Consider the following 13,281-nt stretch of genomic DNA (forward strand, 5'->3'; position numbering starts at 1 on the left):
AGGGGAACACCCGCATGCGAGGTGAAACATGAAGTCCAGAATCGCAGTCACGACCGCCGCGCTGCTGTTGCCGCTCGTGTCCGGAGCCGCGGGGAAGGCTCCCGCGAAGCCCGCCGCCGCGGAGAAGAAGCCCGTGGAGACGACCTACCACGGCACCACCGTGGCGGACCCGTACCAGTGGATGGAGTCCGCGACGGATCCGAAGGTGCAGCAGTGGACCGACTCGCAGAACGCGTTCACGCGCGCGTACCTGGACAAGCTCCCGGGCCGCGAGCCCCTGCGCCAGCGCATCTCGGAGCTCTTGTCCTGGAAGTCGCCCTCCTACGGCGGCCTGGACGAACGGGGCGGCACGCTCCTGGGGCTGAAGTTCCAGCCGCCCAAGCAGCAGCCCACGCTCATCGTGGTGGGCTCGCTGGACGACACGTCGAAGGAGCGCGTGCTGGTGGACCCCACGGTCGTGGACACGTCCGGCAAGACGACCATCGACTGGTTCCAGCTGTCGCACGACGGCAAGAAGGTCGCCGTCTCCATGTCCAAGGGCGGCACGGAGAGCGGTGACGTCAGCGTCTGGGACGTGGCATCCGCGAAGGCGATGCCCAACGAGCTGGTCCCGCGCGTCAACGGCGGCACGGCGGGCGGCAGCCTCGCGTGGAACGCGCAGGGCACGGGCTTCTTCTACACGCGCTACCCGCGCGGCGAGGAGCGCCCGCCCGTGGACCGAGAGGTGTACCAGCAGGTGTACTTCCACACGCTGGGCACGCCCACGGAGAAGGACACGTACGCGCTGGGCAAGGACTTCCCGCGCATCGCGATGACGGACCTGGAGTCCAGCGACGACGGCCAGTACACCTTCGCGCGCGTGGCCAACGGCGACGGCGGCGAGTTCGACCTGTACCTGCACGGCTCCAAGGGCACCTGGACGCAGGTGGCGAAGTACGCGGACAAGGTGGTGTCGGCGCGCTTCGGCAGTGACGGCGCGGCGTACCTGCTCAGCCGCAAGGACGCGTCGCGCGGCAAGGTGCTGCGCCTGCCGCTGGCCACGCCCACGCTGGACAAGGCGACCGTGGTCGTCCCCGAGGGCAAGGCGACGGTGCAGGCCGTGGTACCCACGAAGAGCCGCCTGTACCTGCTGGAGCAGCTGGGCGGCCCCTCGCAGCTGCGCATGGTGGACCTGACGGGCAAGGAGCTGGGGCTGGTGCCCACGCTGCCGGTGTCGGCGGTGGGCGGCCTGGTCCGCCAGGGCGCGGACGACCTGCTGATCGTCAACGGGAGCTTCACCCAGCCGGCCGCGTGGTTCCGCTACTCGGCGGCGGACAACAAGCTCGCGAAGACGGCGCTGGCGCGCACGGCGCCCATCGACATGAGCGACGTGGAGGTGGTGCGCACGGAGGCCACGTCCAAGGACGGCACCAAGGTGCCGCTCACCATCCTGAAGAAGAAGGGCACGAAGCTGAACGGGAACAACCCCACGTGGCTCACCGGCTACGGCGGCTTCAACGTGTCCATCAACCCGGGCTACAGCCCGCTGACGGGCATGTGGCTGGAGCAGGGCGGCGTGTTCGCGGTGGCGAACCTGCGCGGCGGCTCGGAGTTCGGCGAGGAGTGGCACAAGGGCGGCTCGCTCACGAACAAGCAGAACGTGTTCGACGACTTCTACGCGTGCGCGAAGCTGCTCACGGACCAGAAGTACACGCAGCCCAAGAAGCTGGCCATCCAGGGTGGCAGCAACGGCGGCCTGCTGATGGGCGCGGCCCTGACGCAGCACCCGGAGCAGTACGGCGCGGTGGTGGCGCGCGTGGGCATCTACGACATGCTGCGCACGGAGCTGACGCCCAACGGCCAGTTCAACGTGACGGAGTACGGCTCGGTGAAGGACCCGGAGCAGTTCAAGGCGCTGTATGGCTATTCGCCGGTGCACCGCGTGAAGGACGGGACGAAGTACCCGTCCGTGCTCTTCACCTCCGGCGCCAATGACCCGCGCGTGGATCCGTTCCACTCGCGCAAGATGGTGGCCCGGATGCAGGCGGCCACGGCGTCCCCCAAGCCCATCCTGCTGCGCGCCAACGCGGAGACGGGCCACGGCATGGGCACGCCGCTGTCCGCGCGCATCGAGGAGGAGGTGGACGTCTACTCCTTCGTCTTCAACGAGCTGGGCATGACGTACAAGCCCAACGCGACGAAGAAGGTCGTCGCGCCCGCGCCGCAGTAGTCCTGCTTCTCCCCGCGCCCGTCTCCCAGGCCACCCTGGCCTGGAGACGGGCGTTTCTTCTTCTGGGTTTCGTGGCAGCCTGCCGCCCCATGAGCCCGCTCATCCCCTACTTCATCCTTTCGCCCATCGTCGCGGGCGGCCTGGCCTGGTGGACGCTCACCCGTCTTGGAAAGAAGCGGAACGCCCGCGCGAAGGGTTCGCTGGACGCGGTGGTGACGCGGCTGAAGGGGCAGAAGGTGCTGGGCGCGGTGGACCTCTTCGTCCAGGACGTGTCCTGGTCCGGGGAGACGGAGCTGTCGCCGCAGAACTGCCGCATCCGCGTGGTGATGGGCGGCCGGGACGCCGAGGCCATTCCCCCGCGCTTCGAGGTGGAGAGCGCGCCGGGTGCGCCCCGCCCGCCCGCGGACGTGCTCGCGGCGCTGCGCGTGCTGGATGCGCAGGCGACGGAAGCATTGAAGGGCGGAGGCTGGAGCTGGCAGCGCCCCACGGTGAGCTTCGAGCCGGCGGCGGGCCCTACGCCTTGAGCAGTTGCTCGCTCAGCGCCCAGAGCCGTTGGAAGTGGCCCAGGTGGTTGGTCGCGAACCGGGCCTCGTAGCCGCGCGCGTCCCGAACCCGTTCCCTGGGCGCCTGGAGTCCAGCGCAGTTGTTCAGGATGTGGAGCGGACGGCCTGTCTTGAATGGATGGCACATTGAAAGCCCCCAAGAAGGAGCCGCCGTCGCGCGGCGATGTGGAGCGGCCGGTGCGCGCGGACGCGCGGCGCAACCTGGATGCGCTGCTTGAAGCGGCCATGGCGGTCTTCGCGACTTCGGGCGTGGATGCGCCCGCGCGGGAGATCGCGGACAAGGCCGGAGTTGGCGTCGGCACGCTCTATCGGCATTTTCCGCAGCGCTCGGACCTGATCGTCGCGGTCGTCCGGAACGAGGTGGATGCCTGCGCGGATGCGGCACGGGTCATCGCGGCTGAACATGCGCCCGGGGAGGCGCTCGTGCGTTGGACGCAGCGCTACGTCGACCTCCTCGGCACCAAGCGAGGACTCGCGGCGGCGCTCCACTCTGGCGACCCTGCGTTCAAGTCCCTGCCAGACTACTTTCTCGAGCGGGTCCGGCCCGAGCTGCAAGCGCTGCTGGATGCCGCGACCCGCGCTGGGGAGATCCGCCCGGACGTGGATGCGACGGAGCTCCTGTTCGCGATCGCCAGACTCTGCGCACCCGACGCTCATGGTGGAGGCGCGGACCCGGCACGCCGCATGGCGGCCCTGCTCGTGGACGGGCTGCGCTATGGGGCTCCCTCGGCGGCGCCCCCACCCGTCAAGAAACGCCGCTAGTCCTCACCGTGTCGCGCGGCCCTGGACCGAGGGCGTTGCCTGCCGCACGTCCGGCGGGATTCGTGTGACGTGGCGAGGAGCGCGGTGCCAGCATGCGCCGCATGTCCTCGACCTTCCTCGACTCGCTCGAAACGCCCGCGCCCCTGGTGGACCTGGACCGCGTGGAGCGGAACCTCCAGCGCGTCGCGACCTATGCCCGCGAGCACGGCCTGCGCTGGCGCCCCCATACGAAGACGCACAAGACGGCGGAGCTGGGCGCGATGCAGGTCGCGGCGGGAGCCTCTGGCGTCACGGTGGCCACCGTCCTGGAAGCCGAGGTCATGGCCTCCGTGTCCGACGACGTGCTGCTCGCGTATCCGCCGGTGGGCACGCGCAAGCTGGCGCGGCTGATGGCCCTGCCCTCTCGCGTGCGGCTCACCGTGGCGCTCGACTCCCATGAGGTGCTGGAGGGGCTGGCGCGCGCGGCGCGGGACGTGGGGCGCACCGTGGGCGTGCTCGTGGAGGTGGACCTGGGCATGCGCCGCGTGGGACTGCGCACTCCGGATGACGCCGTGGCCCTGGCTCGCGCGGCGGCGTCGACGTCTGGAGTGGCCTTTCGCGGACTGACCTTCTACGCGGGCCACATCCGCGTCCCCCAGGCGGACCTGCCCGCCGTGATGCAGGCCCAGTCCGATGCGGTCGCCGCGTTCGTGGACGCGTTGAAGAGCGCGGGCCTGCCGCCGGAAGTGGTCAGCGGCGGCTCCACGCCGACGCTCTGGCAATCCCATACCGTGAAGGGCCTCACTGAGATCCGCCCCGGCCTCAACGCGCTCAATGACCGCAACGCCGCCGTCATCGGTGCCTGTGATTGGACGGAGTGCGCGTACTCCGTGCTGGCCACCGTGGTGAGCACCGCCGTGCCGGGCCAGGTGGTCATCGACGCGGGAGCCAAGGCGCTGGTGAAGGAGGAAGGGCTGGCGCCGGGCTATGGCGTCCTGCTGGACCGGCCGGAGGTCGTGGTGAAGAACCTGTCGGAGGAGCACGGCCTCCTGGACGTGTCCGGCACGACGTGGCGCCCGCGCATTGGCGAGCGGGTGCGCGTGGTGCCCAACCATGTCTGTGTTTCCGTCCCGCAGCATCCCCGGCTGCACGTCGTGCGGGGCGACACGCACGTGGGCACGTGGGAGGTCGCGGCGCGCGGCTGGTGAACCCTGTCTCTCAGCCGATGCGCCTCAGCTCCTGCGTCAGCAGCTCCTCCAGGTGCCGGATGTTCCGGTAGACGAGGCACCGGTAGCTGGACACGTCGAAGCGCAGTTCCTTCACGTCTCGCACCAGCATCAGGGTGGGCTTGCCGCGTCCCCAGGCATAGCCCACCTCCAGATAGACATTGGGATTCGCCAGCGACAGGTCCGCGATGACGACCTTCGCCGTGTCGATGCGGTCCCGGATGCGCTGGATGATGGGACCGTCGAAGACGGCCTGGTCCACCCGCTCGCACAGGAGCCCCGCCGCCTTCACGGGGTTCAGGATGCCGTAGTGGTAGGTGTCCTCCAGCTCCGGCGCGAAGGGCATGGCCACGAAGGCATGGGGCTTCTCGTGGGAGTTCGCGCCCGCGGACGCCATGGGCGGCGCCTGCACGAAGCGGGACGTCCGCCGGACGCGGAAGCCCGTGGCCCCCATCAGCGGCTCCACGCCCGGCGTGAGCCCCAGCCCCAGCGCCAACGCCTTGCGCAGCCGCTCCACGCGCTTGGGGTTCAGCTCCACCACCGTGATGCGCTCCAGGTCGCGGGGGCCACTGCCCCGCTGGAACGCGTCCACGAAGCCGCCCACCAGGGCCAGCACGGCCTCGTCCTCGTCCAGCCCGTAGTTGGGGCCGTGCACCGTGCACGCCAGGTGACGCACCTCGTGCCGGGGCTCCAGCAACTGGAGCGCGCGCACGGAGAACTGGCGGATCTCGTGGTAGCCGAACTGCCGCAGCCGCACCGTGCCCAGGAAGAGCACCAGCGGAGCCCCCAGGCTCCGGCGCGACTCGATGAAGCGGTGGTCCCCGGGGAGCAGGTCGAAGGTGTCCATGCCCACGCCCGCCCCCTCCAGCCGGCGCGCCACCGCGCCGTCCGCCCCATGGAAGCCCTGCGCGTACTTCAGCAGCACGGCATCCGCGGCCGTCTCTCCCACATCCCCCAGGTCCACCACGACGTCCAGCGTGTCTCCCATGGGCCCGGGACTGTAGGGCGTCCCGGTCCGCCCACGCCATCCCCGGCGTCCGTCCCGCCGCGTCAGGTGGGAGAAACACAGACGTCGCGAATGCCCGTCAATCCCTGCTCAATGAAGCCTCCTGGCCGCCTGGTTGTCTTTCAGGCCGCCTCCGCGCCGCCTGTGAAGCGCTTCACAGTTTCCGCCCGGGCGGGCCGGTAGCATTTGCGCACCATGTCCCTGTTCGCGCGCCTGCAGGCCCTGCTGTCCGCCCACCCGTCCGCTCCGGCTCCGGCCCCGGCCGCCGGTCAGACGTCCGCGCCCTCGACGGCGGCCGGCGCCCCGGCGGAGACGGAAGGTGCCGCCGAGCCGCAGCAGCCCGTCTGCACACGCTACCTGCCCGCGGGCCAGGTGGTGGTGCGCGAGGGCGACCCGGGACACTCGATGTTCGTGGTGCTGGAGGGGCGCGTCGCGGTGCTGCGCGGCGGTGAGACCGGCGGCAACACGGAGGTCGGCCGCCTGGGGGCCGGCGAGTTCTTCGGGGAGCTGGCGCTGCTCACCGGCACGCAGCGTACCGCCACCATCGTGACGGTGGAGGACGCCGTGCTGCTGGAGCTCACCCAGGCCGGCGTCCGGGAGCTGGGCAAGGACTACGGCGTGAAGGGCGAGCAGATGCAGGTCACCGCCCGGGAGCGCCTGCTCGCGGACGCGCTGCGCAGCAACCCGCTCATCGCCGCCCTGCCCCCGGAGGTGCAGCACGAGCTGGGAGACTCCTTCGTCCCCTGCACCGTCCCCGCCGGAGAGACGCTGCTCACCCGCGGCCAGCCGGGTGACGCGCTCTACGTCCTCATCCGGGGCCAGTGCGAGGTCTTCCACACGCACAGCGACGGCCGTCAGTCCGCCTACCCCAAGCTGGAGGAAGGCGCCCTGTTCGGGGAGATCTCCCTGCTGCGCAGCCGGCTGGCCACCGCCACCGTGCGCACCGTGACGCCCTGCACGCTGCTCAAGCTGGAGCGCGACGTGTTCAAGAAGGCCTTCCTGGGCCAGCCCGACCTGCGCGGCGCCCTGGTGCGCCTGGGCCTGGAGCGGCTCAAGCACACGATGGAAGTCATGGGCGAGGCGAAGTAGTCCGCCGTCCCGCGCCATCCGTCATTCTTCCCTCCGCGAGCGTCTGTTTTCACTCCGAGGGAACCCTCTCATCCCAGACATGCAACAGCGCGGTGAACGCAGTTGTCTGTCCAACACCGCACGACTGGTATTGAGAATGCACTGGCGCCGTCCCGGAGCAACCGGGAGGCGTCATGCAAGGCAGGGCTGTGCGTTGGGGCTTGAGAAGTCTGGGGTGGCTGTCCGCGTTGGTGCTGTGCACGCATTGCGGCGAAGCAGTGGAGCAAGAGCAGGAGCAGACAGGACCGGAGCCCGCGGCGAAGGAAACACCGCTGCAGGCAGGCTGTGTCTCCGAGACGATCTACGAGGCGTTCGGGAGCGCGCGGGAGGGTGACGCGTACGTGGACGCCGCCCGGCCGACCACGAACTTCGGCGAGGACCCGTTGCTGCTGGTGGATGGGTCGCCACAGCTGGCGTCCTACGTGAAGTTCTCCGTGACGAACGACGACGCGTCCTTCCCCATCGTCGGGGCGCGGCTGCGCCTGGGCATCGTGGATGGCAGCACGGATGGCCCCGCCGTCTACCGCACCAGCACCGGATGGAGCGAGGACACGCTCACCTGGAACACGCGGCCGGCGCCGCTGGGTGACCCGCTCGGAGACCTGGGCTCCGTGGAGAGCAACACCTGGGCGGAGTACGACGTGAGCGCGGCGGTGCGGAGCTCGGGTGAGTACGCCTTCGCGCTGCTCCCCACCGGTGGCAACGGCGTGGACTTCGACTCCAGCGAATCCCAGAACGTCGGTCCCCTCCTGGACCTCACGCGCGCCATCACCTACTGCTCCCGCCAGGGCAGCGGCGGCGCGCTGCAAGGCGTCTGGAAATACGGCGGACCGGGTGAGGAGAGCCCCTCGGCGGTGGCCGCCGCGCCGGATGGCGGCTGGGTCGTCTCGGGGCGCTTCTATACCTCCGGGGACTTCGGCGGCGGACCGGTGAATGCCCCCGCCGCGTATCTGGTGCTCGCGAAGTACGGCCCGGATGGTTCGCATCAGTGGTCGCGCAGCTACGTGCCCTTCACCACCGGCGTGCCGGACATCTCCGTGAAGGGGCTGACGGTGACGCCGCTCGGCAACGTCCTCATCGCGGGCTCCTACACGGGCAACCCGGACCTGGGAACGGGGCCCCTTCCTCAGACCCAAGGCAACATGCCGGGCATCTTCATCGCGAAGTACTCGCCCAATGGGACGCCGGTCTGGGCCAAGGGCTTCCTCGCCGGAAGTCCCCAGGTCCCGGCCCAGGCGCTCGCCATCGCCACGGATGCGTCCGGGAGCCTCATCGTCACGGGTTCATTCCAGGGACGGCTGGACCTGGGCGGCGGCGTGCTGGACTCCGGCGCGAGCGTCGTTGGCAGGGATGCGCTCTTCGTCGCGCGCTTCTCGTGGGAGGGGCAGCACCTGTGGTCTCGCGTCCATGGGGCTGGGAGCACAGGCTCCGCGGGACAGGCGCTCGCCACGGACAGCACCGGCGCGATCCTGCTCGCGGGCGTCGCGAGCCCTCACGCCACCAACACGCCGCTCGGTGTGCAGAGCCCCCGGACGCCCTTCGTGGCGAAGTACTCCCCCACCGGCTCGCTCCAGTGGTCCCGGGCCCTCAATGGCGCCCAGGGCACCATGCGCGGCGTCGTCGCGCGGCCGGGTGACGCGGTGGCGTTCACCGCCACCTTCACCGGCGGCTTCACCTTCGCGGGACAGAACTACAGCGCCAGCCTGGATGAGCCGTATGGCAGCCGCACGGACATCATCCTGGGCGCGCTGTCCGCGTACGGCGCGGATCAATGGGGCCGGCAATTGGGTGACCCCGCGACCGGGGACCGGGCCTGGCAGCTGGCGGTGGATGGCCAGGGCCGGCTGACGCTGCGGGGCGACCTCTCATCCCAGGTGGACCTGGGCGGAGGCCCCATCGGTCATCCGCGCTACGTGACGAACTTCGTGTCGCGCTACGCGGCGGACGGAGCGCACCTGTGGTCGCGAGGCATGGACCCGAAGCTCGGCCCCGTCATGGCGGTCAACAGCGCGGGCGAGACGCTGATCGCCAACCAGCTCTTCCGGGAGGGCACCGTGGAGGGAACGGTCCATACGTCCCAGGGCAACGGCGACCTGCTGCTGCTGAAGCTCGCGCCGTAGACCTCGTCCCGGATGAAGCCCTGGGGTCTACCGCAACGCCTTCCGGGCGCCGGTGGACCACAGGGCCCAGGCCATCAGCACGGGCTGGAAGAAGAGCCGGACCAGGCGCTTGCGGTCCGTGTCCAGGCCGAACGCGGAGATGCGTTTGTCGTACTGGTGCAGGTTGCCGGGGAAGACCGCCGCGAAGAATGCGGCCAATCCCAGCCCCAGGGGAATCCGGTGGCGCTTGTCGAAGAGCAGCGACAACCCGAGGCCGATTTCAACCACGCCGGAGAGCAGGACGACGAGGTCCTTGTCCATGGGAACCCAGTCCGGCACCTGTGCCTGGAAGGGCGCTCGCGCGAAGGAGAGATGGCCCGTGCCGGCGCCGACCATGAACGAGCCCAACACTCCGCGTCCCACGTTCTGCAAAGGCGTGGTCCTGGCTTCTTGAAGCATGGCCACCTCCGCTCCAGTTCAATTCCAATCGTTGAAAGGTGAGGTGCCGGAGTGGAGGGTGCAAGACAGGGGTGAGCCCGCCTTCACGCCAAGGGAACGAGCGAGTGAGCACATGGCTCACCTCCGTCGCGCGGCGTCCTCCAGGTAGGCGCGCACCACGGGCATGAGCGGCAAGCGCAGCGCGGTCTCCACTTCGATCCACCGGGCCCACACCACCTCGCGCTGGTCGAGCACCAGCCGGGGCTCGGTGTCGAGTTCCAGCTCGACGAAGTGACACAGGTCCCGCTTGAACTCGTCCGTGTGACGCAGATCGCATACGACGCGCAGGCTCGATGCCGGCACGTGCAGGCCCACCTCTTCGCGCAACTCCCGCGCGCCTGTCTCTTCCGGGGACTCGCCGCGATGCCGGCCGCCTCCCGGCAGGGAGAAGGCGTGCTTGTATGAGTTCTGCAACAACAGCACCTCACGCCCCCGCCACACCCCCACGAGCGTGCCCTCCGTGTGCGGACGGCGCACGAACCACCACGCGAGCGCGAGGTGATACGCGCCTCGATAGGCCACGCGCATGAAGGGATCGAACGGAGTGCTCATGCCGCGATGGTACCCGGCCACGGCCTCCGCACGGCGTGACCGGGGGAACCCGTGTTAGCGTGGAAGCCATGGGAAACGTAGGTCCAGTCGGCAACCGGAGTGTCTCGCTCCCCGTGTCCAACCCGGTGACGGAGGCCCGTCCGGCGGCTCCGGCCGCCCCCACGGCTCCCGCCGCGCCGGCACGGACGCCCCAGCAGGTGGCGCTCCAGCAGGATGGCTTCGATGGCCCCAGGGCTCCGGCTCCGGTGAACCTGACGGGCGCGGGCGGTCCGGCGCCAATGGGGCAGCGTGAGCGGGCGCTGGAGGTGGTGCGGCAGTCGCCCCCGGGTTCGGTGGGCGCGGCCATCCGTCCGCTGCTGTCCGGCGCGATGCAGGCGATGGGCGCGGTGGGATACGCGGCGGGTGCCGCCCCCAGCGCGGCGGCCCTGGCCGTGGAGGGCATGGCCACCTCGCCCATGGCGCCCCGCCTGCTCCAACAGATGCAGGAGCAGGCACGCTCGGGTCAGGCCGCCGGGCGCGAGGCAGCCGCGGGCCAGGTGGGCGACTTCTACGAGGCGAACCGCGAGCTGCTCAACCGGCCCGCGACGCCCTCCAACATCTGGGAGTTCGCGATGCGCGAGACCGCGTTCTTCCGGCAGCAGCCGCTGGGCGTGAGCATGGCGGCGTCGCTGATGAGCGGCGAGACGCGCGCCCACCTCATCACGGGCAGCGCGCTCCTGCAGCGCATCCTGCCGTAGCCATTCGTCGCGGCATGTTCAGCCGTGGAGCAGCTCCCCGGCCTCCAGCATCGCGACGAACTTCTCCAGCCGCCGCGCCCGTGTCTCCGGCTTCTTCGCGTCGTGGAGCCGGAAGAGGATGGCGTAGCGGTTGGCGCTCTTGAGCGTGGCGAAGAACGCCTTCGCCTTCGGGTTCTTCTCCAGCGCGAGCTTCAGGTCCTCCGGCACCTCGATGGTCTTCGCCCCCGCGTACGCCGCCTCCCAGCGGCCATCCGCGCGCGCGGACTCCACCTCGCGCAGGCCCGCGGGCTTCATGCGCCCGGAGGCGACCAGGGCCTCCACCTTGCCGCAGTTGATCTTCGACCACTTGCTGCGCGGCTTGCGCGGCGTGAAGCGCTGGAGCCAGTACTCCGAATCGAACGAGTCCTTCTGCCCGTCGATCCAGCCGTAGCAGAGCGCCACCTCCAGCGCCTGCGCGTAGGTCACGGACGGGATGCCGGACTCGAACTTGGCGAGCTTCACCCAGACGCCCGGCGAGTCGGCGTGATGCTTCTCCAGCCACTTCTCCCACGCCTTCTCCGACGCGAAGGGCACGACGGGGAGCTCCTGCTTCGCCTTCGCCTTCATGCGGTGCGACACCTTTCCCTGCCCCGCGCCTCGCGCCGGGTTCATGACACTCCCACTCTACCGGCGGAAGGCAGCCCGCGCGGAAGCGGTTATGAAACACGCCATGGCTGAAACCACGAACGCCCGTCCGCCGAACGCCGTGCCGCCCTCGCTCGCCCGCGTGGCCTTCCACGCCGTGGCGGCCGGGCTCACCCCGCTCATCCCCGTGCCCTTCCTGGACGACTACGCCCTGCGCCAGGTGCGGGAGCAGTCCGTGCGCGACCAGCTCAAGGAGAGGGGTCTGAAGGCGCCGGACAAGGCCGTGGCGGTGCTCGCCGGCTCGTATGACGCGCGCAGCCTGGGTGGACGGCTGGTGTCCTACCTCAAGGCCGTGGCGCTCTTCCCCGTGCGCAAGGTGTTCCGCAAGGTCTTCTTCGTCCTCTGGGTGAAGGACTGCGTGGACCTGACGAGCGTGTGCCTCCACCACGGCTACCTGCTGCACCATGCGCTGGAGCGAGGCGACCTGGACGCGGCCTCGCTCCAGGGGGACGCGCCCCAGAAGGTGCAGGCCGCCATCGTCGCCGCCTGCGCGGAGATGGACTCCCGCCCCATCAACCAGGCCCTGCGCCGCCTCTTCCGGAGCAGCCGCGTGCTGATGGCCGAGGCCACCCGCGCCTTCATGGATCCGAAGCGCGGCGGCGCCCGCGTGCCCGACCCGAAGGGCGAGAGCGCGGAGGTGAAGTCGCTCACCGACCGGCTCCTCCAGGAGCTGTGGGAGGAGCGCGGCTACTTCACCGCGCTGGAGGCCCACTACGACAAGCACCTCAAGAGCGGCCTTGCGCCCAGGGAGCCCCGGGCCGCGACGGGCACCTGAGGCCCGGCGTCAGGGCGCGGGCGCGGCGGCGGTCCCCAGCGGCGCGCGGATGCGGGCGGAGAAGTCGTCCCGCCCCTGCGCGGCCAGCGCCCGCGCGTTGATGTGGTAGCGCTGGCGGACCTGCTCCAGCGGCACGTCCGTGTCGATGATGCCCAGCTCGTACGCGAGCGCGTCCGAGAACGCCGGCATCAGCGTGCGGTGGTCATACGGCACGTTCTTCGTGGCCACCTTCTCGAAGTGGTGCACCAGGTTGGTGGTGCAGTTGCTGGTGAGCGTGTCGTAGAACTCCGGCCGCGCGTGCAGCCCGTTCATCCGCTGCACCATGTCCATGAAGAACGCGGTGATGCGCTCCTTGGACGCGTTCACCGGATACACATACACGTCGTCATGGCGGAAGTTGGAGCGCAGCTGCACCAGGTCCCGCTCGTCGCCCACGACGTAGGTGATTTCAAAGCGGCGGAACAGGCCGCCCAGCGCGGAGAACGTCTCGCCCTGCTCGCGCCGCACCTCCACGGAGAACACCACGTGGCGGCCGTCCTGGAAGCCGAAGCTCACCATCGTGTGCGCGGCGCCGTAGAAGCCGGAGAACGGCTCCACGATGAACGACGCCTCCGTGAGCGCGTCCGTGTCGTAGGTGGCCGTGTACCAGGCGGGGTCCCAGTCCGTGGTGCTGCGGTAGCGGAAGTCGCGCACGTCGTGCAGCGTGACCTTCGTCCCGGCCACCTCCGCCCACGGCGCCCGCGCCAGGTCCGGCGCCCAGTCCCGCGCGTTGGAGGGCTGGACCGTCCGCACCCACCCGTACACGGACAGGCAGCCCAGCAGCATCACCGCCACGCCCCAGCGCCGCGAACGCCACCGCCAGGCCGCCACCGCCAGGGCCAACAGGGCCCCCGCGACGAGGCCGCGGGCCACGTGCGGCCCCTCCGGCCCACTCCCCGTCAGGGCCAGGGCCAGCGAGGCCCAGACGCCCCCCACGAGGAGCACGAGCCCCGACACGGCGTTCTTCCAGATGCGCATGCGGCCGAGTATCCGCGCCCCACGCCGCTCGTGTCACGGACGCGGA

Annotated in this window: 14 protein-coding genes; 8 read left to right on the top strand and 6 right to left on the bottom strand. The window is 70.3% G+C overall.

Annotated features, from left to right (window positions below):
* Positions 1-28 precede the first annotated feature (28 nt).
* On the top strand, positions 29-2,209 hold the full coding sequence (locus tag ACX114_RS24605; RefSeq protein ID WP_459288355.1) for a prolyl oligopeptidase family serine peptidase: 2,181 nt from the start codon (positions 29-31) through the stop codon (positions 2,207-2,209).
* Positions 2,210-2,298: 89 nt separating this feature from the next.
* The gene (locus ACX114_RS24610) at positions 2,299-2,733 is read left to right on the top strand and encodes a hypothetical protein (RefSeq protein WP_459288356.1); all 435 of its coding nucleotides are present in this window, start codon (positions 2,299-2,301) and stop codon (positions 2,731-2,733) included.
* Here the strand turns inward: ACX114_RS24610 and ACX114_RS24615 are convergent.
* Positions 2,723-2,899, bottom strand: a complete 177-nt coding sequence (locus tag ACX114_RS24615; protein WP_459288358.1) for a hypothetical protein — start codon at positions 2,897-2,899, stop codon at positions 2,723-2,725. The genes ACX114_RS24610 and ACX114_RS24615 overlap by 11 nt on opposite strands.
* Here ACX114_RS24615 and ACX114_RS24620 point away from each other — a divergent pair.
* Together ACX114_RS24620 and ACX114_RS24625 are read left to right on the top strand one after the other, a co-directional pair.
* Positions 2,899-3,534, top strand: a complete 636-nt coding sequence (locus ACX114_RS24620; RefSeq protein WP_459288359.1) for a TetR/AcrR family transcriptional regulator — start codon at positions 2,899-2,901, stop codon at positions 3,532-3,534. The genes ACX114_RS24615 and ACX114_RS24620 overlap by 1 nt on opposite strands.
* Positions 3,535-3,635: 101 nt before the next feature.
* Positions 3,636-4,721: an alanine racemase gene (locus ACX114_RS24625; RefSeq protein ID WP_459288361.1), complete on the top strand. Its 1,086-nt coding sequence runs from the start codon at positions 3,636-3,638 to the stop codon at positions 4,719-4,721.
* 10 nt (positions 4,722-4,731) lie between these two features.
* Here the strand turns inward: ACX114_RS24625 and ACX114_RS24630 are convergent, their stop codons facing one another.
* On the bottom strand, positions 4,732-5,727 hold the full coding sequence (locus ACX114_RS24630) for a hypothetical protein (protein ID WP_459288363.1): 996 nt from the start codon (positions 5,725-5,727) through the stop codon (positions 4,732-4,734).
* A 213-nt stretch (positions 5,728-5,940) separates the two neighbouring features.
* On the opposite strand from ACX114_RS24630, the gene ACX114_RS24635 reads away from it, so the two are divergent.
* Positions 5,941-6,834, top strand: coding sequence for a cyclic nucleotide-binding domain-containing protein (locus tag ACX114_RS24635; protein ID WP_459288365.1), 894 nt, complete (start codon positions 5,941-5,943; stop codon positions 6,832-6,834).
* Between the two features lie 173 nt (positions 6,835-7,007).
* Positions 7,008-8,993, top strand: a complete 1,986-nt coding sequence (locus tag ACX114_RS24640) for a CBM96 family carbohydrate-binding protein (protein WP_459288367.1) — start codon at positions 7,008-7,010, stop codon at positions 8,991-8,993.
* Between the two features lie 27 nt (positions 8,994-9,020).
* Here ACX114_RS24640 and ACX114_RS24645 read toward each other — a convergent pair whose 3' ends face one another.
* Together ACX114_RS24645 and ACX114_RS24650 are read right to left on the bottom strand one after the other, a co-directional pair.
* Entirely contained in the window at positions 9,021-9,431 is a 411-nt protein-coding gene (locus ACX114_RS24645) for a DoxX family protein (RefSeq protein ID WP_459288369.1), read from the bottom strand.
* A 117-nt stretch (positions 9,432-9,548) separates the two neighbouring features.
* Positions 9,549-10,022, bottom strand: coding sequence for an NUDIX hydrolase (locus tag ACX114_RS24650; RefSeq protein WP_459288371.1), 474 nt, complete (start codon positions 10,020-10,022; stop codon positions 9,549-9,551).
* A 113-nt stretch (positions 10,023-10,135) separates the two neighbouring features.
* Here ACX114_RS24650 and ACX114_RS24655 point away from each other — a divergent pair, with 113 nt between their 5' ends.
* A complete protein-coding gene (locus ACX114_RS24655) occupies positions 10,136-10,759 on the top strand; it encodes a hypothetical protein (protein ID WP_459288373.1) in 624 nt (207 codons plus the stop codon).
* Positions 10,760-10,777: 18 nt separating this feature from the next.
* On the opposite strand, the gene ACX114_RS24660 is transcribed toward ACX114_RS24655, so the two are convergent.
* Positions 10,778-11,410: a YdeI/OmpD-associated family protein gene (locus ACX114_RS24660; protein ID WP_459288375.1), complete on the bottom strand. Its 633-nt coding sequence runs from the start codon at positions 11,408-11,410 to the stop codon at positions 10,778-10,780.
* 58 nt (positions 11,411-11,468) lie between these two features.
* Between ACX114_RS24660 and ACX114_RS24665 the strand changes: the two genes are divergently transcribed.
* Positions 11,469-12,218: a hypothetical protein gene (locus tag ACX114_RS24665; RefSeq protein WP_459288377.1), complete on the top strand. Its 750-nt coding sequence runs from the start codon at positions 11,469-11,471 to the stop codon at positions 12,216-12,218.
* Between the two features lie 9 nt (positions 12,219-12,227).
* On the opposite strand, the gene ACX114_RS24670 is transcribed toward ACX114_RS24665, so the two are convergent.
* Positions 12,228-13,235, bottom strand: a complete 1,008-nt coding sequence (locus tag ACX114_RS24670) for an Lnb N-terminal periplasmic domain-containing protein (RefSeq protein ID WP_459288379.1) — start codon at positions 13,233-13,235, stop codon at positions 12,228-12,230.
* Positions 13,236-13,281: the final 46 nt, after the last annotated feature.

This window comes from Corallococcus sp. M7, from assembly GCF_054512695.1.

Bases quoted from the DNA above. Each gene is read 5' to 3' on its own strand.
- ACX114_RS24625 (WP_459288361.1), top strand. From the start codon at position 3,636: ATGTCCTCGACCTTCCTCGACTCGCTCGAAACGCCCGCGCCCCTGGTG.
- ACX114_RS24615 (WP_459288358.1), bottom strand. From the start codon at position 2,899: ATGTGCCATCCATTCAAGACAGGCCGTCCGCTCCACATCCTGAACAAC.
- ACX114_RS24650 (WP_459288371.1), bottom strand. From the start codon at position 10,022: ATGAGCACTCCGTTCGATCCCTTCATGCGCGTGGCCTATCGAGGCGCG.
- ACX114_RS24630 (WP_459288363.1), bottom strand. From the start codon at position 5,727: ATGGGAGACACGCTGGACGTCGTGGTGGACCTGGGGGATGTGGGAGAG.
- ACX114_RS24645 (WP_459288369.1), bottom strand. From the start codon at position 9,431: ATGCTTCAAGAAGCCAGGACCACGCCTTTGCAGAACGTGGGACGCGGA.
- ACX114_RS24640 (WP_459288367.1), top strand. From the start codon at position 7,008: ATGCAAGGCAGGGCTGTGCGTTGGGGCTTGAGAAGTCTGGGGTGGCTG.
- ACX114_RS24610 (WP_459288356.1), top strand. From the start codon at position 2,299: ATGAGCCCGCTCATCCCCTACTTCATCCTTTCGCCCATCGTCGCGGGC.
- ACX114_RS24665 (WP_459288377.1), top strand. From the start codon at position 11,469: ATGGCTGAAACCACGAACGCCCGTCCGCCGAACGCCGTGCCGCCCTCG.
- ACX114_RS24660 (WP_459288375.1), bottom strand. From the start codon at position 11,410: ATGAACCCGGCGCGAGGCGCGGGGCAGGGAAAGGTGTCGCACCGCATG.
- ACX114_RS24670 (WP_459288379.1), bottom strand. From the start codon at position 13,235: ATGCGCATCTGGAAGAACGCCGTGTCGGGGCTCGTGCTCCTCGTGGGG.
- ACX114_RS24635 (WP_459288365.1), top strand. From the start codon at position 5,941: ATGTCCCTGTTCGCGCGCCTGCAGGCCCTGCTGTCCGCCCACCCGTCC.
- ACX114_RS24605 (WP_459288355.1), top strand. From the start codon at position 29: ATGAAGTCCAGAATCGCAGTCACGACCGCCGCGCTGCTGTTGCCGCTC.